This is a genomic window from Aliirhizobium smilacinae, assembly GCF_006335145.1.
GTDB classification, from domain to species: domain Bacteria; phylum Pseudomonadota; class Alphaproteobacteria; order Rhizobiales; family Rhizobiaceae; genus Neorhizobium; species Neorhizobium smilacinae.
The window spans coordinates 47,489-67,250 of record NZ_VDMN01000003.1; the positions used below are offsets into that span (position 1 = coordinate 47,489).

Here is a 19,762-nt window from a genome sequence, read left to right on the forward strand (position 1 = left end):
GTCTCTCCTCACACCAGCGGACGCGGATTGGGCAGGTAATCCTTACGGATATGATGGGCGGCCCAGTAAGCGAGCGCGCCGACCATGCCGGTCGGGTTATACTGCGTGTTCTGCGGGAAGGTGTTGGCACCCATGACGAAGACGTTGTGCGCATCCCAGGACTGAAGATAGCGGTTGAGAACCGAGGTCTTCGGGTCGCTGCCGGTGACGGTGCCGCCGGTATTGTGGGTCGTCTGGTAAGGACGGACGTCGAACATGGCGCCTTCCTTCTTGAAGCCGGCCTGTGCGATCGTGGGGTTCATCGATTCGACGATCGGCTTCATCTTGGTCTGCATGAAGTTGATCATCTTGATGTCGTTGTCCTTCCAGTTGAAGGTCATGCGCATCATTGGACGGCCGTGACGATCCGTGTAGGTCGGATCGAGGTCGAGATAGTTGTCCCGGTAGGACATCAACGACCCGTGTGCGCCGATCGACATGGCGTGACCGTACCATTCACCGATGCCCTTCTTCCAACCGGCACCCCAGCTGGGCACGTCTGCCGGAAGCGGCATGGTGTGGCCCGGCTGGCCGTTGGTCTGGCCGGCGCGCCAGTAGGCACCGCCGATGAAACCTTCCTTGCCGAAGTCGATATTGTCGATACCGAAGTCGTCGATGCAGTAGCCGTTGGCGCCCGTGCCGATGAACGGGTTGAAGTTCTCGTCCTTGAAGAACATCGTGTAGCCGCCGAGCATCTGGTAGGCATAGTTGCGGCCGACGACACCTTCACCGGTGTTCGGATCATAGGGCTGGCCGATGCCCGACAGCAGCATCAAGTGGACGTTGTTCAGCGCGAAGGCCGACAGGATGACCAGATCGGCCGGCTGGAAGACTTCCTCGCCGGTCTTGTGGTCGAAATAGGTGACACCGGTCGCGGTCTTGCGGTCGGGGGCCATTTCGATGCGCAGCACTTCGGCATTGACGCGGTATTCGAAGTTCTTCTTGCGCTTCAACGCATCGATGATCGCCGTCTGCGGCGACGATTTCGAGTAGTTGTAGCAGCCGTAGCGCTCGCAGAAACCACAGTGGTTACACGGGCCCATCTGCATGTTGTATTCGTTCACATAGTCCTTGGAGGCAATGCCGCCGGGGGACGGGAACGGATGACAGCCATTGGCCTTGGCGGCGTCGCGGAATTTCACGCCGTCCCAGGTCGAGGGCATCGGCGGCATCGGATAGTCGTTCGAACGCGGAGCTTCAAACGGGTTGCCGCCTTCGATGATCTTGCCGTTGACGTTGCCGGCCTGGCCGGAAATGCCGGCGACCTTTTCGAAGCGGTCGAAATGCGGCTCGAGCTCCTCATAGGTCATCGGATAGTCCTGGATCTGCATCCCTTCCGGGATGACATCCGCACCGAACTTTTCCTCGGTATAGGACTTCAGGCGGTATTCCGAGAGCATCGGACGCCAGTTGAGGCCGTTCCAGTGCGTGCCCGCGCCACCGACACCGGTGCCGAGCAGGAAGGTGCCGAGGCTGCGGTAGGGCAGGGCGGTCTCTTCGAGCGAGCGGCGAATGGAAACGGTTGTGTTGGCCGGCTTTTCCATCATGCCGTAACGGATGCCGTATTTCAGCTCGTCGATCATGTTAGGATACTGGAAATCGGGAACGGTAGCCTGATCGTGGCCGCGTTCCAGCGCCAGGATTTCGAGGCCTTCCTGGGCGAGTTCGATACCCATGATCGCGCCGGTCCAGCCGAAGCCGACAAGGACGACGTCCTTCTTCTTTTCTGTGCGTGTCATGGCGCTTAACCCCTTTCACCGGAGATCGAGACGGGGCCGAGCGGATATTTGACGTTATGCTTGCCGACCCATTCCTTGTAGGAGCCGCGGGCGCCGGGGAAGCCGATATAGCTCCATGCCTGCATGCCGTGGTTGCCGCCATACATCGGGTCGGAGAAGTAACCTTCCTTGGTGTTGCCGAGCAGGATGGTGAAGAACTGGTTCAGCTCCGGCTTGATCTTCATCTCGTTCTTCTGCAGCGAGGTCAGCGCCTTGTCCTGCGTTGCCGCATCCAGTTCGGCAAAGATCTTGCCGTGGGTCGTCTTGCACCAGTCGTCGAAGACCGGGATTGCCTGCTGGTAGATTTCCAGCGGCGAAAGCGGGGTCTGCCAGCCGCGCAATGGATCGGCAGCCGCGTCGTGCGGGCCCTGCATGTACCAGTCGGATGCCTTGCCGTAATCGCCGGCGAGCTGCTTGTCGATGAAGACAGGAACGCGTGTTTCGATCGCGCCGGGGCCTTCGCCGTCCGACGGGATCAATCTTGCCACCGCTGCCATCACGAAAGCCCACTCACTGGGCTTGAGACAGTCCGGCTTATATTCGGTGAGCGCCACCGGTTCAGGTTTTTGTTCGGCCTTGGCCGGAACGGCGATACCGGCGATCGCTGCTGTCGCGGCCGAGGCTTTCAGGAAACCTCGGCGGGACGGTAAGCCCGGGATATCTCTCATTGTTCACTCCTTCGTGGCTGAGGGGGACAGCCATTGAAATTCACGCGAGGCCTCCGTTGGGAGCGGGGCGTCACAATGACACCTGCGATCTATCGCCGCAGGCTCTGCGCTTCAAGGATCGAAAGGCTAAACTTTGCCCAATTTTTGCCAAAATTGAGAATGTTTTTCTATGTATGAATGGCTATCGCTAAAATTGCACTTACTTTTAATTGTATTTTGGAATTTATCACTTGGTTTGGTGATGGTTTGTCTACCTTCGCGTGCAAATCCAGAGCCCTTTCAAAGGCCGATTGCCCGAAATCTGGCCAGCTGAAAGCGGTTTTCCAGGCATTCTTGCGCGTCATCGTTGCCCCTGCAAAGCTTCTCCATATCTGCTATTGAGATCGACATTATTTGGCCGGGCGTTGTGTTTTCTGCTGCCCGGCGGGCAATCCATAAAGAGGACAGCTTGCTCATGACCGATCCGAAGACATTTGCTGCACGTTTTCCCGGCGACTTTCTCTTCGGCGTCGCGACCGCCGCCTTCCAGATCGAAGGTGCGACCAAGGCTGACGGGCGCAAGTCTTCGATCTGGGATGCTTTTTCCAACATGCCGGGCCGCGTGTTCAATCGGGACAATGGCGATGTTGCCTGCGATCACTACAACCGGCTGGACGCGGATCTGGATCTCATCCAGGAGATGGGAGTCGAGGCTTACCGGTTCTCGATCGCCTGGCCGCGCATCATTCCGGAGGGGACGGGCCGCATCAATGAAAAAGGCCTCGATTTCTACGACCGGCTGGTGGATGGCTGCAAGGCTCGTGGCATCAAGACCTATGCAACGCTGTATCACTGGGACCTGCCGCTTTCGTTGATGGGGGACGGTGGCTGGACGGCACGATCGACGGCTTACGCTTTCCAGCGTTATGCCAAGGTTGTCATGGCTCGGCTGGGCGATCGGCTGGATGCTGTCGCCACATTCAATGAGCCCTGGTGCTCCGTCTGGCTTTCACATCTCGCAGGCGTGCATGCGCCGGGCGAGCGCAATATGGAGGCGGCACTTGCCGCCATGCACACGACCAATCTTGCCCACGGTCTCGCCGTGGAGGCCATCCGGCACGTGACGCCGAATGTGCCGGTGGGGCTGGTGCTGAATGCCCATTCCGTCATTCCCGGCTCGGAGAGTGCAGAAGACAAGGCTGCGGCCGAACGCGCTTTCGACTTTCACAACGGCGCCTTCTTCGGCCCGGTGTTCAAGGGTGAATATCCCGCGTCGCTGATCGACGCGCTCGGTGACCGGATGCCGAAGGTCGAGGATGGGGATTTGGCCATCATCAGCCAGAAACTCGACTGGTGGGGGCTCAATTACTACTCGCCGATGCGCGTGGCGAACGACCCTGCAGAGGGCGCGTCCTATCCCGCCACCCAAGGGGCGCCGGCCGTCGGCAAAGGGGTGACGGATATCGGATGGGAGATCTATGCGCCGGCGATGAAGTCGCTCGTGGAGGATCTTTATATCAGGTATGAACTGCCGGATTGCTATGTGACCGAGAACGGTGCCGCCTATAATATGGGGCCTGTGAATGGCGAAATCGATGATCAGCCGCGCCTCGACTATTATATCGATCATCTTTCCGTCGTGGCCGATCTCGTCTCGGACGGTTATCCGATGAAGGGTTATTTCGCCTGGAGCCTGATGGACAATTTCGAATGGGCGGAGGGATACCGGATGCGTTTCGGCCTCGTCTACGTCGATTACGAGACCCAGGAGCGGACGATAAAGAAGAGCGGCAAGTGGTATCGCGAACTTGCTTCGCAATTCCCCAGCGGCAACTACAAGGCAAGCTGACAAACGTCAGGTCCCGATGGCGCTGCGGAAGAGTTTTTTCCCAGCGCGGGAATAATTGAAATTCCATCCCTAGGAAATGGGATGGCTCCGGGGCATTGATCTGCCACCCGCAAGGCTGCTAGGCCTTTTTCAAGAGAAAGCCGATCGAAATGCTCCGGAAAGTCACCTGTCATCGAATGTGCCGCCTGGGTGCGTGATCGAGCGGCATTCTCGCCGCCAAGAATGACCTGACTTAACTCGCGAGTTCAATATGACGATCCAAAATGCCGCGACCGATGTCGCGACGTCCGTCCAGGCGGAGGTTGCACCAAAGGAGCCCGTTCGGGGTGCGCCCATGGTGTCCTTCGAGGGTGTAACGAAGCGCTTCGGCGGCACAGGCGGCCAGCCCGCCTTTACGGCACTCGATGGCATCGATTTCACTGTTGCCCACGGCGCGATCACCGGCATTATCGGCCGGTCCGGTGCCGGAAAATCCACACTCATTCGTCTCGTCAACGGGCTGGAGAAGCCGACGTCGGGCAAGGTCGTGGTCGATGGAACGGAAGTCGGAGGACTATCCGAATCCAGCCTGCGCGGTCTTCGCCGGCAGATCGGCATGATCTTCCAGCACTTCAATCTCCTGTCGTCGCGTACTGCCTTCGACAACGTCGCTCTTCCACTGGAGATCGCCGGCGTCGACGCCAGGACGATCAAGGCGAAGGTCGGGCCGTTGCTCGATCTCGTCGGCCTCGGCGACAAGTCCGCTAGCTATCCTTCGGAACTATCCGGCGGGCAGAAACAGCGTGTCGGTATTGCACGCGCTCTGGCGACCGATCCGAAACTGCTGCTTTCCGATGAAGCGACTTCGGCGCTCGACCCGGAAACGACCCAGTCCATTCTCGAACTTCTGAAGCGCATCAATGCCGAACTCGGTCTGACCGTGTTGCTGATCACGCATGAGATGGAAGTGGTGAAGACGATCGCCACCGACGTCGCGGTTATCGACCGAGGGCTCATCGTCGAATCCGGGCGGGTTTTCGATCTTTATGCGAGCCCAAAACACGAAACGACGCGGACTTTGCTTGCTTCGTCTCTGGCGCTGCCGGAATGGCTGCGGACCAGCATCAAGCCGGTGCCGGCAGCAGGCGACCGGGCCTTGGTACGGCTGGTATTCTTCGGGAAGACCGCGTTCCAGCCATTGACGGCCCGGCTGGTTGCCCAACTCGGCTCGGACGTCAACATTCTTGCTGGCGGCATCGAGGAAATCGGCGGCAAGCCGTTCGGTTCTCTGGTCGTCTCCTATTCCGCCGATCCTGCCGTGATCGAGCGGGCAAATCGTTTCTATGCCGAAACCGGCCTGACAACGGAGGTGCTCGGCTATGTCGCCTGATATGCTCCTGAACCTGCTTCTGAAGTCTCTCAGCCAGACGCTGCAGATGGTTGCCGCCGCCGGTATCATCGGCTCGCTGATCGGCTTGCCGATCGGTATCTTCCTTGCCACCAGCGGCAAGGGCGAGCTGTTCCCCGCACCGACGATCAACCGCATCGTCGGCCTGATCATCAATGCGGCGCGCTCGACGCCATTCATCATTCTCGTCGTTGCGATCATTCCCTTCACGCGACTGGTTACGGGCACGTCGATCGGCACCTATGCGGCGATCGTGCCGCTGACGATCGCGACAATTCCGTTTTTCGCGCGTCTTGTCGAAGCGGCGATCCGCGAAATCGACAAGGGGCTGATTGAAGCCGCCCGCGCGATGGGCGCCACCCCGACGCAGATCGTTTTCAAGGTTCTGCTCGCCGAAGCCCGGCCTTCGTTGATGGCGGCACTCACGATGACGATGGTCAGCCTGATCGGGTATTCGGCCATGGTCGGTGCAGTGGGTGGGGGCGGCCTCGGTGACCTTGGCATCCGCTACGGATACCAGCGCTTCATGCCGGAAATGATGCTTACCGTTGTCGTCGTGCTGATCGTGCTGGTGCAGCTCGTTCAGAGCGCAGGTGACGCGCTCGCCCGCCGTTTCGATAAACGCAACCGCAAGAACTGAGTGTTTCAGAGGGACAAGATAATGAAAAAGCTGATTGTCGCGGCGACGCTCGCCGCTCTTTTCTCCACCGGTTCGGCTTTTGCCGAGACCAAGAAGGTCGGCGTGACGCCCGGTCCGCACGCGCAGATCGTCGAGAAGGTCAAGGAAGTCGCAGCCAAGAAGGGCCTCGAACTCGATATCGTCGAGTTCTCCGATTATGTCGTGCCGAACCAGGCGCTGTCGGATGGCGATATCGACATCAACTCGTTCCAGCACCAGCCCTATCTCGACAACCAGGTGAAAGAGCGCAAGCTTGATCTCGTCAGCGTCGCAAAGTCGGTGAACTTCCCGATGGCGGGCTATTCCAAGAAGATCAAGGCGCTTGGCGAGCTGAAGGACGGCGCTTCCGTTGCCATCCCGAACGACCCGAGCAACGGTGCCCGTGCGCTGTTGCTGCTTGCCGACCAGAAGCTCATCACGCTGAAGGACGGTATCGGCGTGAAGGCGAGCGTCGCGGATATTGTCGAGAGCCCGAAGAAGCTCAATATCGTCGAGCTCGATGCAGCCCAGTTGCCCCGTTCGCTCGATGATGTCGATCTCGCAGCGATCACCACCAACTATGCGCTCGCCGCCGGCCTCAACCCGAAGACGGACGGCATTTTCCAGGAAAGCACTAAGGCACCTTACGTCGGCGTCATCGCCGTGCGCGCCAAGGACAAGGATGCCGAGTGGGTGAAGACCTTCGTGGAGAGCTATCACAGCCCGGAGGTCACGGCCTTCATCGAAGAGAAGTTCAAGGGCGCCATCACGCCCACCTGGTAGGGCTAACAGTTTTCGCCGTCGGCCAAGGTTCCTGAACAGGTCGGCGGCGGTACGAAATTCAAGAACAACATCAAGAGGAAATACCAATGAAGAAGTTGATTATCGCCGCAGCGCTTGCAGCTTTTGCTGCAGGTTCCGCTCTCGCTGAAGACATCAAGGTCGGCGTTTCTGCTGGCGAACATGCCAAGATCATGGAAAAGGTTGCCGAGGTCGCCAAGACCAAGGGCCTGAACATCGATATCGTCGAGTTCTCCGACTATGTCGTGCCGAACCAGGCGCTGAACGACGGCGACATCCAGGCCAACTCGTTCCAGCACCAGCCCTATCTCGACAACCAGATCGCCGACCGCAAGTTCGACCTGGTCAGCGTCGGCAAGACCATCACCACGCCGATGGGCGTCTATTCCAAGAAGGTGAAGAGCCTCGACGAACTGAAGGAAGGCGCAACCGTTGCCATCCCCAACGATCCGACGAATGGTGGCCGCGCTCTTCTCGTTCTGGCCAGCAAGGGCCTGATCAAGTTCAAGGAAAATGCCGGTATCAAGGTGACGCCTGCCGACATCATCGAGAACCCGAAGAAGATCGAGTTCGCCGAAATCGATGCAGCCCAGCTGCCGCGTTCGCTCGATGACGTTGCTGCTGCCGTCATCAACACCAACTATGCCATGGAAGCCGGCCTGCATCCGAAGACCGACGCGATCGCCATCGAAGGTGAAAAGTCGCCTTATGCCAACGTCATCGTCGTGCGCACCGCCGACAAGGACAAGCCTTGGGTCAAGACGCTGGTCGAATCCTACCACGACGACAGCATCCGCAAGTTCATCAACGATGAATTCAAGGGCGCGCTGATCCCGTCCTGGTAATTCGGCATCGCTTTATGCCACCTTCGTATCCATCCAAAAATCCTGATCGGGTTTGGGACGATATGAAACAAAAATACTGATCTATTACAGCCCCTTACGCTGAAAGCAGTGCGAGGGGCTGTAATGTTTTGGCCCTTATTTCACGACAATCTTAACTGTATTTGAAGGAATGCCCGCGATAAACTTCTGGTTTAGAGAGGGGTTTTATGGGGCCGTTACCATTCCGTTTCCGACGCCCCGTGAATGTTGGGCGCAAGTCCGCCGTGACCTTGATGCTCGGCGCCTTTGCAGTTGTCGTTTTTCTCGTCACCATTTTCATTCTGACGGCCGTCAACCGGATCGCCGATCACACCAATAATCTCGATGAACAGCGATCGCGTGCGACGACGAGCGGCGCCGTGCACACCTTTCAGGACCAGCTGCACGCGACGCTGAACGACTATGCGGCGTGGGATGATGCGGCCAATTTCGTTTATGCGCCTGATGGCCAGGACTGGATCGTCAGCAATTTTGGCGACATGACCGTCAACAGCGATCTCTTCGATGTCGCGATATTGCTGGATGCCGATCGCAATGTGCTGATGGCTTACCAGGATGGTCATCCCGTCATGTGGTCGCCCGGCGAATATTTCGATGCCTCGCTCTGGACGCTGTTCGACAAAGCGAAGTCTGCAGGTCCCGAAAGCGTGCCGGAGGCGACAGGTTTTACCGCCACAAACAAAGGCATTTCCGTCACTGGTGTCGCTCTGGTTCGGGAGAAATCAGGCGCGATCGACCTGCCTGCGGAAAAACGGCGTTATCTCGTCTTTGCCCGTCATCTCGATGACGACAAGGTTGCTGCACTCGCCGAGACCTATGTCATCGGCGGGCTGCACTTCGTCGGTGCAAACGAAGAGCTGCCCAATGCGGTGGAAATCCGCAATGTCCATGGGCGGCTCCTGGCAAAGCTCGGCTGGACGCCGCGCAAGCCGGGGGATGTCAGTTATCTGCAGGTTCGGCCGCTGGTCTACAGCGCCGTTGCCATGGTCGGGCTTTTCTTCATGCTTCTGCTTGTCGCCGGGACCAATACTCTCAATCGCCTGAAAGCCGACGAGGCCGCAGCACGCCGTCTGTCGATGACCGACAGGCTGAGCGGTCTGATGAACCGCACGGGCTTTTTCGTGGCTCTGGATGAGATGGTGGAGGAGGCGGCGCGCGGTGAGCAGAGCGTGACGCTTCTCTATCTCGATCTCGACGGGTTCAAGGAAGTCAACGATGCCTATGGACACGGAACCGGCGATACGCTGATCCGCAGCGTTGCGGCCGGCCTTAGAATGCTGGTGAGCGAAGACGTGGTGCTTGCGCGCGTCGGAGGCGATGAGTTTGCCATTGCCGTTCTTTCCGTAGAGCCGGGCGGGCAGGCGACTATATTGTGCGAGCGTATTCTCGGCTTCTTCGAGGAGCCCTTCGTCATCGGCGAGCGGGTGGCGGTGATCGGGACCAGTATCGGCATTGCGATCTCGCCACGTGGAGTGGTGAGCGGCGGAGAGCTCGTCCGGCGCGCCGACATGGCCATGTACCGCGCCAAGGATGGCGGGCGTAGCCGTTCTGAGTATTACAAGCCGGAAATGGATGCCGAGCGCGAAGAGCGCCTCCATCTCGAGATCGATCTCAGGATCGCCATAGAACGCCGCGAACTGATGGTTGTCTATCAGCCGGTGGTGTCTGCTGCCGACGGAAGGATCGTCGGGGTGGAAGCGCTGGCGCGCTGGAACCGCAAGGGTCATGGCCCGGTCTCCCCGGATGTCTTCATTCCGATTGCGGAAACCTCGGGGCTGATCGACCAGCTCGGCCTCTTCGTGCTGCACCGGGCCTGCGAGACGCTGAAACGCTGGCCAAGCCTCAAGCTGTCCGTCAATGTGTCTCCGGGGCAGTTCCGCGATCCTGCCTTTCCGCAGAATGTTGCCTCCGTACTTCGGAAAACCGAAGCCAGATCGGCGGACATCACGCTGGAGATGACCGAGGGATATTTCATCCAGAATGCCGACCGGGCCAAGACCTCGATGGCCGAGCTGCGGCGTCTGGGGGTGCATATCGCGCTCGATGATTTCGGCGCAGGCTTCTCAAGTGTCGGATATCTTCGCCAGTTCGGCTTCGACCGGATGAAGATCGACAAGTCGCTGATTCATGCTCTCGACCATGAGCGAAGCGCGGTCGATATGTTGCACGCGACTGTCGCGCTTGCGCGGTCGCTGGACATCCCGGTCACAGCCGAAGGCGTCGAGACGGATGCTCAGGCATTGCAGCTGCGGCTGACAGGGTGCGACCAGCTGCAGGGCTATCTGTTCGGCCAGCCGATGACGGCCGATGATATCGACGGCCTTTTTCAACGGGACGAGCGAAGGGCGATATTTTCGCTGGCTTGACCCGTCACAGATACCGGGGAACCTTGGCGCTTAGAAGCTCCACCAGTCGGGGATCCATGAACTGGTAATCGTCCGGGATATCCAGACAGATGAGGCGCGTATTCTTCATCGCAGCCCGGTATTTCGACTGCAGTTTCGCGCGGTGGGTTCGCTCCATGACGAAGATGATATCCGCCCATTCGACAAGTTCATGGGAAAGCGGGTTCTCGGCGTCATTGTTGGTGCCGGCCGAGGATGTCTCGATGCCGGGCCAACTTGAAAACACCTGCTCCGCCGTCGGGCTGCGAAGCTTGTTCTGGCTGCAGACGAAGAGGACGTTCTTCACCCGCTATTGTCTCAGCTGCCGATGTGCTTGACACCGCGCTGCCTGGCGAGTGCGATCTGGAGCTGCCTTTGGCGATAGCGCAGACGGTCTTCTTCCGTACGGCTGTCGTAGCAGTTCGAGCAGGAGACACCTGCCTCGTAGTGGGGCGAGGTGACTTCCTCGGCGGTGATCGGATTGCGGCAAGCGTGGCAGAGCTTGTGATTGCCTTCCTTCAGGCCATGCTCGACCGAGACGCGCTCGTCGAAGACGAAGCAGGCGCCTTCCCACAGGCTTTCCTCTGCCGGCACTTCCTCGAGATATTTGAGGATGCCGCCCTTGAGGTGATAGACTTCTTCAAAGCCCTCTTCCTTCATAAAGGCTGTCGCCTTCTCGCAACGGATGCCGCCGGTGCAATACATGGCGATCTTCGGCTTGTTGTGCAGGCCGGTATTGTTGCGTACCCAATCCGGAAACTCGCGGAAGGTCTTGGTATTCGGGTCGACTGCGCCCTTGAAGATGCCGATCGCCGTCTCGTAGTCGTTGCGCGTATCGATCAGGATGGTTTCCGGGTCGGAGATCAGCGCGTTCCAGTCCTTCGGATCGACATAGGTCCCGACGATGCGGTTGGGGTCGATATCCTCGACGCCCATGGTGACGATCTCTTTCTTGAGCTTCACCTTCATGCGCACGAACGGCATCTTCGACGCGCGGCTTTCCTTGTGCTCCAGCGTGGCAAATTCGGGCATGGCGTGCAGGTGGGCGAGCAGCTTCTCAACCGCCGCGTCGGTGCCGGCAACTGTGCCGTTGATGCCCTCGCGCGCAATCAGCAGCGTGCCCTTGATGCCGTTCTCGTCGCAAAATGCCTGCAGCGGCTCGCGCACGCTTTCGAAACGTTCGAAGCGCGCAAAGTGGTAAAGCGCCGCAACGAGAAAGCCATTGGTTGCCGCATCGGCTGCTGGGGACCGCGATGTGATCTGATTGTCTGTCATGCGGCTCAAATACAGCGCTATCGCGTGTCGTGCAACGCGGATTCTTTGTCGGTCTTCCGAGTATCTTTTTTGGCCTTGGGCGCCTTGCCGGTGCCCGCGTTTGCCGCTCGCCGCCACAGAAGAGCGATCAGTGTGCTTTCCTCCTCCGGGGTTTCAGCTAGGAGTGTATGCGCCTTTTCAACGGCCTCTCGCCTCAGGGTCTGTTGGCGGTTGATGATGGCGGCCAGCAAGCGTGCGAGCATGTCGCCATCGCCGAACAGGCCGGGCTCCTTGTCGACCAGTTCGGTCAGCACAGAAAGATCGTGTTCATGGCCGAGAAGGTCAACAAGTGTCTTGCACTCGCTTTGTTTCGCCAGCATGGCGGAGGGCCAGATTTCGCGTAACAGCGACAGGTGCATCCAGTAGGCCTGACCGCTCTTGCGCAGTTCATGATAGCTTTCCGCACCGCCCTGCGTCTCGCATTCGGTGAGCGCGGCATGGGCTTTTTTCAACTGCTTCTTCCAGGCCTTGGCGAGATGCCTCGATGTCTGGCGCGGAGTGTCGGAAAGCTTGAGCGTTTCGAGCGCGGCGATCGCTTCCCGGCAGCCGTCGATGGCCGTGGCCATTTTTGAAGGCAGGTCATGTTCTTCGGCCGCAATGCGATCCCGACGGGCGGTGAGGGTGCTGCGTGCTGCATCGAGAGCTGCCCTCTCCTCGGGAGAGGCGGCGAAACCTGCTAGATAGGTGGCCGTCTCGACAAGAGCTGTGGCATCCCGCACCGACGAAAGCGTGCGGGCGATCTCCCTTATTCGTGCATTCTCCTCTCTGCGGAAATCCGGGGCATCCGGTTGGATGAGACGGTAGAGGGAACGAACACGCTTGAAGCGTTTACGGGCGTCGTGGATCGCTTCGTGCTGGCCGTCAGGCTGATTTTCGAGGTAACCGATCGCCTTCGACAGTTGCTGCCGGGCGACGGAGCAGAACTCGACGGTGAACGGTTCAGACGGCCGTAAACGGTAGGCCATGCACCAGCTCCTCGCTCAGGTCTTCGATTGCCATATTGGCGTTCGAATAACGCCGGTCACCGGTAATCTCCTTGCCTATCCATGTAGGAAGCGGCGGTTGCTCTTTCTCGCCGGCAATCTCGACCTCTGCGACGACCAAACCGGCATAGGCGCCGGCATAGACATCCACTTCCCATGTGTAGCCTTGGTAAGGGACGAGGTATCGGGTCTTTTCCAATACGACGCCGAGGGCTTGTTGCGCCATCTCCCGTGCATCTGCCAGTGGAACCTCGTATTCGAACTCATCGCGGGCGAAGAGATCGCGGCCGATCTTGATCGTCAGCTTGGCCTTTTCGCTATCCATGATACGGACACGGACCGAACGATCCTTGCCGGAGGCGATATAGGCCTGCAGGAAGCTGGAGGATGAGGAGACGCCGGAGCGCCAACCATCATTCTTCACCATGTACTTCCGCTCGATTTCCTTCGCCATGTTTTCTACACCTGTCTTGGAACATCGGCAGCAACCTAGTGCAAACATGACGATTGGAAAATGCGTTCTGTCGCACCGCCCGGTTTTTTCTCGACAATGACAAAGGCGACGTTTATTTCCGGGCTGATATTTCAATTGTTTTAGGGAGACCGTGCATGGCCAGCAAAACCGAGAAAGTCCTTTCCATCCTCAAGTTGCAGCCGGTCGTTCCAGTGCTGATCGTAGACGACGCGAAATCGGCTGTTGAGCTTGCCAGGGCGCTCGTTGCCGGTGGACTGCGCGCCATCGAGATCACGTTGCGTACGCCGGCCGCCCTCGATGCCATCAAGGCGGTTGCCGCTGAAGTTGAAGGCGCCAATGTCGGTGCCGGTACCATCCTGAACTCGAAGGATTACGAAGCTGCCGTCAAGGCTGGCTCCACCTTCATCGTTTCACCGGGCATTGCACCGGGCGTTCTTGCCGCCGCTGCCGATTCTGCGGTTCCGCTTCTGCCGGGCACGGCTACGCCGAGCGAAGTCATGACGCTGCGCGAAGCTGGTTATGACGTGATGAAGTTCTTTCCTGCCGAACAGGCCGGTGGTGCTGCCATGCTGAAGGCATGGTCCTCGCCGCTCGCCGGTACGTTCTTTTGCCCGACCGGCGGCATCTCGCTGAAAAATGCCAAGGATTACCTGTCGCTGCCGAACGTCGTCTGCGTTGGCGGCTCCTGGGTCGCGCCGAAGGAACTGGTTGCCGCGGGCGACTGGGCCGGTATCACCAAGCTCGCTTCGGAAGCCTTTGCCCTGAAGGCCTAAGGCGATCTTGCGGGCCACGGCTCGCAAGCATTCTGACAATTTCGTTATCGATCGCGCGGGAAAATTGTTTTCCCGCGTTTTCGTTCCTATCTCCGGTCCATAATTCAACCGATAGGAGATATCGATGTTCGATGCGAAAAAGCTTCTCGACCAGTTTCTGGGATCACAGGCTCCCGGGCGCTCGGGAAGCGGCAAGTCCGGATCCGCCTCGGGCTGGGCAGGGCAGATCACCGACATCGCCAAGAACAACCCCTTGAAGACGGCCGGCATCGCGGCGGCCATTCTGGGCACTAAGACCGGGCGCAAGTTCGCCGGTAATGCTGCCACGATCGGTGGTATCGCCGCCGTCGCCGGCCTCGGTTATCTCGCCTACAAGAACTACAAGTCCGGGCAATCGCCGCAGACCGCGCCACAGCCACAGGCGAACTCATCCCAGCCGATCGCGCTGCCGCCGCCGGACTCTGCCTTCAGCCTGGAATCGCCGCAGCTTTCAAATGATTTTGCGCTGACGCTGGTGAGGGCGATGATTGCTGCCGCCAAGGCCGACGGTCACATCGACCAGAGCGAGCGGGCCAATATCATGGAGAAGGTTCATGCCGTCGATCTCGGCGCCGAGGCCGAGGCGTTCATCGCCGAGGAACTGGCCAACCCGGTCGATATCGATGATCTCGTCGCAGCTGCACGCACCGAAGAGCAGAAGGTCGAACTCTATACCGCCACGCGATTGACGATCGATCCTGACACGCGGGCAGAACGCGGTTATCTCGACATGCTTGCCGGCCGTCTCAACCTGCCGGACGCGCTGATCGACCATATCGATGCTACGGTGTCATCGGCCAAGGTTGCCTCTTCATCAGTATAAGGGACACGGGGAAAGCTCGCTTCGGTTGTGGTTTTTTCGGAACAATCGTTGCTCCCGGTGCTTCTATTGGCATCAAAGGAGCAAGACGATGATGGCAACAGAAAAGATTTCGACCGATATCTGGCTGAAAGTCATGTGTTCCCTGATGATCAATGCCGTGCTCTTTGGCGTTGGCGTCATCACCGTGCTTTCCGTGCCGGCGCTTTCCGCGCAAGCGAAATACCTGATCCCCGGTGTGATCGTGGCCAGTTTCGTGGTCACTCCACTGCTTTGCGGGCTTGTCGCTCGCCGGATGCGGATCCGTAACTGGGGTGTTTCGCACTGGCGCGAAGGAGATCTGATCTCGGGATGACCGAGACGGGACACGATAATGTAGCGAACAAGGGCCGGTCAGATCCGGCCTTTGTTTCGTTTAGCCGTCAGCGCCGCCTGTTCGACGCCGGAACAGCACCTCAAGTCTTTTCCAGATGTTTTCAGGTTCGGGATAACCGATCATAAGCCTGCCCTGGCGCGTGATCGCAATAACGGCGCCGCTCGACCATTCCCCGCCGTGGTCTATGCTTATGAGATTCTTACGGGCGGCGTCCTGAAAGAACGACTCCTCTTCCAGAAATTCATACTCATCTTCGGACAGACAGAGACGTCCCGAGCTTTCGGCAATATGACCAAGCAAGGTCAACAGGCGAGGGTCTGTCGGAGGTTTTTGCGGCAGGTTTACGGGCATCTTCAGCACCCCAGAATCTCTGCTCATCTAAATCTATATTAGAAAAACAACAATATCCTCGCAGCCCTAAATATTGCCGATGATAAATAGGAGATGAGCAGGTCCGCCGTGGTCCGATCTCCTAACTCATTCCCGTTTTGTCTTCCGGCGACGGCAGCATTGCCTTTGTGATTTTCCTGACTTAATCGTCGAGCATCGAAACGAGGCGATCATGATGCGCGACCTGAAAACCTACAAAGTTGCAGCGCCCCAGCCTGTCACGCTGACGGGCCGGTTCGTTACGCTTGAGCCCTATGATCGCGACAGGCATCTGCAGGCACTGTGGAGTGCGCTGGGCGGCGCGGGTATCAACGATCTGATCCGGTATTTCCCCAACGAGGATTACACCACATCGGATGAGTTCGACGTCTGGTTACAGGGCGCTCAGGCGAACCTGAATTTCATCACGCTGGTAGTTCGGGAGAATGCCACCGGAGAGATCGTCGGCATGGCGAGTTATATGCGCCCGGACCCGAAAAACGGGGTGATCGAAGTCGGCTCGGTGGCGCATGGCGAGGCGATGAAGCGCTCGCCGATGGCAACCGAACTGCATTACCTGATGGCAAGGCATGTCTTCGAGGATCTCGATTACCGCCGGTACGAATGGAAATGCCACAATGAAAACGAGCCGAGCAAAAGAACGGCTATTCGTTATGGCTTCACATTCGAAGGCGTGTTCCGCCAGCATGTCATCTCCCGCGGCGCCAATCGCGATACGGCCTGGTTTTCGATGATCGACAGCGAGTGGCCTGTCATCAAGGCCGCGTTCGAGGCCTGGCTGTTGCCGCAAAATTTCGATGCCGACGGCAGCCAGAAGCGTCGGCTGGAGGATATCCGGACCGAGATTGCCGGCGCGTGAGAGGATTGGATATGAGACCCGAGACGAGATCTGCGGCGATTGCGGCAGCCGTAATACTGGTCGGCGCCGTCGTCGTCATCTATTTCCTGCCGTCGCTGGTTCTATGGATCGGGCAATACTCGCCGGCACTCGCCTTCGTCGTCGGAGCGGTGTTGCTGCTTGGCTTCTTCTGGATCTTCTGGCTGAGGGCGAGATACCAGCGCCGCCGCTGAGGGTTTTAAAGCCTATGCCTGCAGCGATGCGCCGAGCAACGACAATCCCACCAAGAGAACGAACAGCGCGCCGCCAATCTCGATAACGTGGCCGACGCGTCGGCCGGTCTTCGAGCCCGGTCCGGCAATCTTCAGGGCTATATCCTTGGCGCCGACCGCAAGCGATGCGAGGATCGTGACGGTGATCGCCGTGCCGAGCGACATAGCCAGCACGGACAGGATGCCGCCGAGATAAAGGCTGTTCAGCAGCGAAAAGCTCATCACCAGGATGGCGCCGGAGCAGGGGCGCAGGCCGACTGCGATAATCGCCGACCAGGCTTCCTTGAGGCTGAAATCCTTGCCGTTCAGCATTTTCGGATCGGGCATGTGGCTTACGCCGCAGGCTTCGCAATAGTCGCCATCGCCCGCATAGTCGTGATCGTCGATTTCCACGGCCTTGAAGTTCAGGCCGGTGGAGCCGCGGCTTGCGGCTGGGCCATCAAACAGCATGGCCGTTGCCGGAGCGGGTTCGGAAACCCGGACGACACGCATTCTGAGGCCTCTGAGCTTTTTCACCAGAAGCCATGCGCCGAACAGGGCGACCATGGCGAAGCTTGCTACTTCCATGGCCCAGGTCGCCTTGGTCATGGTGATGCCGGAGCCGCGCAGGACGACAAAAGCCGCCCCGACGACGAGGATCGCGACGAGGCCCTGGAGAAGTGCGGAGATGAAGGAAATGACGACGCCGCGGCGCAGTTCAACTTCGTTGGCGATCATGTAGGAAGAGATCACCGCCTTGCCGTGGCCGGGGCCGGCGGCATGGAATATGCCATAGGCGAAAGACAGGCCGATCAGGCCGGCCAGCGCGGAAGGGTCTTCCCGCATCGCCTTGAGCGAACCTGTCAGGGCGCGGTAGAAGGATTGCTGGTAGTAGTTGATCCAGCTGAGATAAGGCGCAAAAGGCCCGCCCACGGAAAAGGACGGCTCCGCTGAACCGACGCCCAAAGGGGATTGAGCGTGGGCCGCACCGACAATGCACAGGCCAGCGAACGCCGCCACCATGAAAGCGACTGTCGTGTTGGACCTTGAAGACTTCAGCATGTCATCTCCAGACGGGTCGCGAACATTTTCGACATGTCGGTTCCGGTCGGATCATTGAAGAAGGCGTCGGTCAGGGTGGAGCTGTTCTGGGAGAGAACCTCGTCCGGATCGGGGCGCACGACCTTGTGCTGACATTTTGCGAATGCCGGACCTTCCGCAACGAGATCCTTGTCGGTGGGGAAGTCGATCGCGGTATACATGGTCGGATCGTAGATTCCGAAGGTCAGCCGGCCCTTGAGGGGCATCGGCTTGTCGGGCTTGACGACGAAGAAGACGAGGATCTGGCCATCCTTGAAGGTGACGTGGATCACGTCCGGCTTGGTTACGCCGACTGTCGCGCCATTCATCGTCAGCGTCGTGAAATAGTGGTAATCGGCAAGCGACGTGCGCATGGTCTCACCGAGTTCGGCAAGTTCGTGCTCATCCAGCTTGAGATCGGTGTTCTTGTCGAAATCCAGCAGCACGCTGGAGGAAAATACCTCGTCGAAGCGCCACACATTTCGCAGCTCCTGAACGTTGCCATCAGGGCCGCCGATTACTTCAAGCCGTGATTCCACGAAGATGTGTGGGTGGGCTGACGCAACATGCGGCAGCGCGCAGGCTATCAGGGCAGTCAAGATCGCAAGTCTGTTTCGCATTCGGCCCGGTGCCCTATGTTCGTCCTGCCCGATTTGGCCAGCCTGCTGTGCCGCTGAAATGGGACGGAATTTCGACTCAAGTGTTACACAATTACTGTGTCACCTATTGTGTCATCGCGCCTGGCGGAACCAGTTGGCGAGAAAATCGACGAAGCTTCTGACCTTGGCCGGAAGATAACGGCGATGCGGGTAGACGGCATAGATGCCGCGATCCTTGATGATGTAGTCATCGAAGAGGGTGACGAGTTCACCGGACTGGATCGAGGCATTGGCGATGAAATCCGGGATGATCGCGACGCCAAGGCCTGCGCGGGCAGCACGCACTGTCGCCTGCGGACTGTTGACCTCGATCGGACCGGACACGCCGACGGATATCGTCGAGCCATCCTTTTCGACGAAGCGGATATTGTTGTGCCAGCGCGTATTGGTATCGATGATGAAGGGGACACCGCTCAATTGCTGCGGATGATCCAGCGGGCCGTATTGCGCGACGATATCTGCGGTTGCCACGGCATGGACGCGGAAATCGTTCAGCTTCTTGGCGATCATGCCGGAATCTTCGAGCCGGGTTATACGGATCGCCAGATCGAAATTTTCCTCGATCAGATCGACGAAACGGTCGTCGGCGACGATTTCCAGTTGCACGTCGGGATGTGCCTTGGCGAAATCGATCAGCGACTGGCCGACATCGGCGTCGATGAAGGTGCGCGGTACGGAGACGCGCAATCGGCCCTTGAGGTCCGCATTGCCCTCGCGCACCAGATCGGCAAGATTATCGATCTCCTTCAATATATCCGAGGCGCTGCGATAATAGGTGTGGCCTGCCTCGGTGAGCGAGAACTGCCGGGTGGTGCGGTTCAAAAGCAGCGCACCGAGATCATCTTCCAGTTCCCGGACATATTTGGAGAGCAGCGCCTTGGAGCGGCCGGTACGCCGCGCGGCTGCCGAAAACCCCTCGGCTTCGACCACGTCTATGAAGGCGCGCATGCGGGTGAGGGTGTCCAAGAGACGGCTCCTAAAAAATGAACGAAAATGGTCGTGTCGTTCGATGTTTATGGACCAATGTAAAAAAACGGTCGAGCCCAAAAAATCTCTTGATTATGACGGCGAATATTCTTATCTCCCGCTTTGCCCAAAGTCGCACGTGCCCATGGGTGTCCGCCGACCCTCGAATTGAGATTTATCTCTAAGGTGAGGTCATCGGTAAGGTACCTGGAACTAACCCCTCCAGTCGCTACTCCGGCCAACCGGAAAATGCGAGGACATCTGAAGCAACGACGGTGCGGGCCTTTCTAGTCTCTGCAGGCTTTCCATCAGCCTGCAATTCTGAAGAGGCACACCATCATTGCCGGAAGTGCGGTAGGGACAACCCTCCA

The 19,762-nt window shown here is 58.7% G+C and carries 22 protein-coding genes; 11 read left to right on the forward strand and 11 right to left on the reverse strand.

Features of this window, described 5'->3' with window-relative positions; translation table 11 throughout:
- Positions 1–8 precede the first annotated feature (8 nt).
- The 3 genes from FHP24_RS14930 to FHP24_RS28740 form a co-directional block, all read right to left on the reverse strand.
- A complete protein-coding gene (locus FHP24_RS14930; RefSeq protein WP_139677034.1) occupies positions 9–1,778 on the reverse strand; it encodes a GMC family oxidoreductase in 1,770 nt (589 codons plus the stop codon).
- Between the two features lie 5 nt (positions 1,779–1,783).
- Positions 1,784–2,485, reverse strand: a complete 702-nt coding sequence (locus tag FHP24_RS14935; protein ID WP_139677035.1) for a gluconate 2-dehydrogenase subunit 3 family protein — start codon at positions 2,483–2,485, stop codon at positions 1,784–1,786.
- Positions 2,486–2,764: 279 nt separating this feature from the next.
- Positions 2,765–2,941 carry a hypothetical protein gene (locus FHP24_RS28740; RefSeq protein WP_180356013.1) on the reverse strand — a complete coding sequence of 59 codons (177 nt, stop codon included), beginning with the start codon at positions 2,939–2,941 and terminating at the stop codon, positions 2,765–2,767.
- Between FHP24_RS28740 and FHP24_RS14940 the strand changes: the two genes are divergently transcribed.
- The 6 genes from FHP24_RS14940 to FHP24_RS14965 all read left to right on the forward strand — a co-directional run bounded on the left by FHP24_RS14940 (position 2,940) and on the right by FHP24_RS14965 (position 10,409).
- Positions 2,940–4,313, forward strand: a complete 1,374-nt coding sequence (locus FHP24_RS14940) for a GH1 family beta-glucosidase (RefSeq protein WP_139677036.1) — start codon at positions 2,940–2,942, stop codon at positions 4,311–4,313. The two genes, FHP24_RS28740 and FHP24_RS14940, sit on opposite strands and share 2 nt — an antisense overlap.
- 334 nt (positions 4,314–4,647) lie before the next feature.
- Positions 4,648–5,682: a methionine ABC transporter ATP-binding protein gene (locus FHP24_RS14945; protein ID WP_139677577.1), complete on the forward strand. Its 1,035-nt coding sequence runs from the start codon at positions 4,648–4,650 to the stop codon at positions 5,680–5,682.
- Entirely contained in the window at positions 5,672–6,340 is a 669-nt protein-coding gene (locus tag FHP24_RS14950; protein ID WP_139677037.1) for a methionine ABC transporter permease, read from the forward strand. Before FHP24_RS14945 ends, FHP24_RS14950 begins: the two co-directional genes overlap by 11 nt.
- A gap of 21 nt (positions 6,341–6,361) precedes the next feature.
- Positions 6,362–7,141: a MetQ/NlpA family ABC transporter substrate-binding protein gene (locus tag FHP24_RS14955; protein ID WP_139677038.1), complete on the forward strand. Its 780-nt coding sequence runs from the start codon at positions 6,362–6,364 to the stop codon at positions 7,139–7,141.
- A gap of 86 nt (positions 7,142–7,227) precedes the next feature.
- A complete protein-coding gene (locus FHP24_RS14960; RefSeq protein ID WP_139677039.1) occupies positions 7,228–8,004 on the forward strand; it encodes a MetQ/NlpA family ABC transporter substrate-binding protein in 777 nt (258 codons plus the stop codon).
- 272 nt (positions 8,005–8,276) lie between these two features.
- A complete protein-coding gene (locus tag FHP24_RS14965) occupies positions 8,277–10,409 on the forward strand; it encodes a bifunctional diguanylate cyclase/phosphodiesterase (RefSeq protein ID WP_246091803.1) in 2,133 nt (710 codons plus the stop codon).
- A 4-nt stretch (positions 10,410–10,413) separates the two neighbouring features.
- Here FHP24_RS14965 and FHP24_RS14970 read toward each other — a convergent pair whose 3' ends face one another.
- From FHP24_RS14970 to FHP24_RS14985, 4 genes are read right to left on the reverse strand one after another with little or no spacing between them, the layout of a single operon-like run.
- Positions 10,414–10,734: a low molecular weight protein tyrosine phosphatase family protein gene (locus FHP24_RS14970; RefSeq protein WP_139677041.1), complete on the reverse strand. Its 321-nt coding sequence runs from the start codon at positions 10,732–10,734 to the stop codon at positions 10,414–10,416.
- An 11-nt stretch (positions 10,735–10,745) separates the two neighbouring features.
- Entirely contained in the window at positions 10,746–11,702 is a 957-nt protein-coding gene (trhO, locus tag FHP24_RS14975; protein WP_139677042.1) for an oxygen-dependent tRNA uridine(34) hydroxylase TrhO, read from the reverse strand.
- 17 nt (positions 11,703–11,719) lie between these two features.
- Complete coding sequence (locus FHP24_RS14980) at positions 11,720–12,706, reverse strand: CHAD domain-containing protein (RefSeq protein WP_139677043.1); 987 nt, start codon at positions 12,704–12,706, stop codon at positions 11,720–11,722.
- Positions 12,681–13,178: a CYTH domain-containing protein gene (locus FHP24_RS14985; protein WP_139677044.1), complete on the reverse strand. Its 498-nt coding sequence runs from the start codon at positions 13,176–13,178 to the stop codon at positions 12,681–12,683. Before FHP24_RS14985 ends, FHP24_RS14980 begins: the two co-directional genes overlap by 26 nt.
- Positions 13,179–13,333: 155 nt before the next feature.
- Between FHP24_RS14985 and FHP24_RS14990 the strand changes: the two genes are divergently transcribed.
- The 3 genes from FHP24_RS14990 (at position 13,334) to FHP24_RS15000 (ending at position 15,186) form a co-directional block, all read left to right on the forward strand.
- On the forward strand, positions 13,334–13,972 hold the full coding sequence (locus FHP24_RS14990; protein WP_139677045.1) for a 2-dehydro-3-deoxy-phosphogluconate aldolase: 639 nt from the start codon (positions 13,334–13,336) through the stop codon (positions 13,970–13,972).
- 124 nt (positions 13,973–14,096) lie between these two features.
- Entirely contained in the window at positions 14,097–14,834 is a 738-nt protein-coding gene (locus FHP24_RS14995; RefSeq protein ID WP_139677046.1) for a tellurite resistance TerB family protein, read from the forward strand.
- Between the two features lie 88 nt (positions 14,835–14,922).
- Entirely contained in the window at positions 14,923–15,186 is a 264-nt protein-coding gene (locus FHP24_RS15000) for a hypothetical protein (protein WP_246091768.1), read from the forward strand.
- Between the two features lie 60 nt (positions 15,187–15,246).
- Here FHP24_RS15000 and FHP24_RS15005 read toward each other — a convergent pair whose 3' ends face one another.
- Positions 15,247–15,567: a hypothetical protein gene (locus FHP24_RS15005; RefSeq protein ID WP_139677047.1), complete on the reverse strand. Its 321-nt coding sequence runs from the start codon at positions 15,565–15,567 to the stop codon at positions 15,247–15,249.
- Positions 15,568–15,772: 205 nt separating this feature from the next.
- Here FHP24_RS15005 and FHP24_RS15010 point away from each other — a divergent pair, with 205 nt between their 5' ends.
- Both FHP24_RS15010 and FHP24_RS15015 read left to right on the forward strand, forming a co-directional pair.
- A complete protein-coding gene (locus FHP24_RS15010; RefSeq protein WP_139677579.1) occupies positions 15,773–16,456 on the forward strand; it encodes a GNAT family N-acetyltransferase in 684 nt (227 codons plus the stop codon).
- Between the two features lie 11 nt (positions 16,457–16,467).
- On the forward strand, positions 16,468–16,668 hold the full coding sequence (locus tag FHP24_RS15015; protein ID WP_139677048.1) for a hypothetical protein: 201 nt from the start codon (positions 16,468–16,470) through the stop codon (positions 16,666–16,668).
- Between the two features lie 12 nt (positions 16,669–16,680).
- Here the strand turns inward: FHP24_RS15015 and FHP24_RS15020 are convergent, their stop codons facing one another.
- The 3 genes from FHP24_RS15020 to FHP24_RS15030 all read right to left on the reverse strand — a co-directional run bounded on the left by FHP24_RS15020 (position 16,681) and on the right by FHP24_RS15030 (position 19,391).
- Entirely contained in the window at positions 16,681–17,748 is a 1,068-nt protein-coding gene (locus tag FHP24_RS15020; protein ID WP_394344629.1) for a nickel/cobalt transporter, read from the reverse strand.
- Positions 17,742–18,386 (reverse strand): DUF1007 family protein, encoded by a 645-nt coding sequence (locus FHP24_RS15025; RefSeq protein WP_139677049.1) that lies wholly within the window; start codon positions 18,384–18,386, stop codon positions 17,742–17,744. Before FHP24_RS15025 ends, FHP24_RS15020 begins: the two co-directional genes overlap by 7 nt.
- 111 nt (positions 18,387–18,497) lie before the next feature.
- Complete coding sequence (locus FHP24_RS15030; protein ID WP_139677050.1) at positions 18,498–19,391, reverse strand: LysR family transcriptional regulator; 894 nt, start codon at positions 19,389–19,391, stop codon at positions 18,498–18,500.
- Between the last annotated feature and the right edge of the window lie 371 nt (positions 19,392–19,762).

Bases quoted from the DNA above. Each gene is read 5' to 3' on its own strand.
- FHP24_RS15010 (WP_139677579.1), top strand. From the start codon at position 15,773: ATGCGCGACCTGAAAACCTACAAAGTTGCAGCGCCCCAGCCTGTCACG.
- FHP24_RS14980 (WP_139677043.1), bottom strand. From the start codon at position 12,706: ATGGCCTACCGTTTACGGCCGTCTGAACCGTTCACCGTCGAGTTCTGC.
- FHP24_RS14995 (WP_139677046.1), top strand. From the start codon at position 14,097: ATGTTCGATGCGAAAAAGCTTCTCGACCAGTTTCTGGGATCACAGGCT.
- FHP24_RS14955 (WP_139677038.1), top strand. From the start codon at position 6,362: ATGAAAAAGCTGATTGTCGCGGCGACGCTCGCCGCTCTTTTCTCCACC.
- FHP24_RS14950 (WP_139677037.1), top strand. From the start codon at position 5,672: ATGTCGCCTGATATGCTCCTGAACCTGCTTCTGAAGTCTCTCAGCCAG.
- FHP24_RS14935 (WP_139677035.1), bottom strand. From the start codon at position 2,485: ATGAGAGATATCCCGGGCTTACCGTCCCGCCGAGGTTTCCTGAAAGCC.
- FHP24_RS15025 (WP_139677049.1), bottom strand. From the start codon at position 18,386: ATGCGAAACAGACTTGCGATCTTGACTGCCCTGATAGCCTGCGCGCTG.
- FHP24_RS14960 (WP_139677039.1), top strand. From the start codon at position 7,228: ATGAAGAAGTTGATTATCGCCGCAGCGCTTGCAGCTTTTGCTGCAGGT.
- trhO (WP_139677042.1), bottom strand. From the start codon at position 11,702: ATGACAGACAATCAGATCACATCGCGGTCCCCAGCAGCCGATGCGGCA.
- FHP24_RS15020 (WP_394344629.1), bottom strand. From the start codon at position 17,748: ATGCTGAAGTCTTCAAGGTCCAACACGACAGTCGCTTTCATGGTGGCG.
- FHP24_RS14930 (WP_139677034.1), bottom strand. From the start codon at position 1,778: ATGACACGCACAGAAAAGAAGAAGGACGTCGTCCTTGTCGGCTTCGGC.
- FHP24_RS28740 (WP_180356013.1), bottom strand. From the start codon at position 2,941: ATGAGCAAGCTGTCCTCTTTATGGATTGCCCGCCGGGCAGCAGAAAAC.
- FHP24_RS14940 (WP_139677036.1), top strand. From the start codon at position 2,940: ATGACCGATCCGAAGACATTTGCTGCACGTTTTCCCGGCGACTTTCTC.
- FHP24_RS14965 (WP_246091803.1), top strand. From the start codon at position 8,277: ATGCTCGGCGCCTTTGCAGTTGTCGTTTTTCTCGTCACCATTTTCATT.
- FHP24_RS15015 (WP_139677048.1), top strand. From the start codon at position 16,468: ATGAGACCCGAGACGAGATCTGCGGCGATTGCGGCAGCCGTAATACTG.
- FHP24_RS14945 (WP_139677577.1), top strand. From the start codon at position 4,648: ATGGTGTCCTTCGAGGGTGTAACGAAGCGCTTCGGCGGCACAGGCGGC.
- FHP24_RS14985 (WP_139677044.1), bottom strand. From the start codon at position 13,178: ATGGCGAAGGAAATCGAGCGGAAGTACATGGTGAAGAATGATGGTTGG.
- FHP24_RS14990 (WP_139677045.1), top strand. From the start codon at position 13,334: ATGGCCAGCAAAACCGAGAAAGTCCTTTCCATCCTCAAGTTGCAGCCG.
- FHP24_RS15000 (WP_246091768.1), top strand. From the start codon at position 14,923: ATGATGGCAACAGAAAAGATTTCGACCGATATCTGGCTGAAAGTCATG.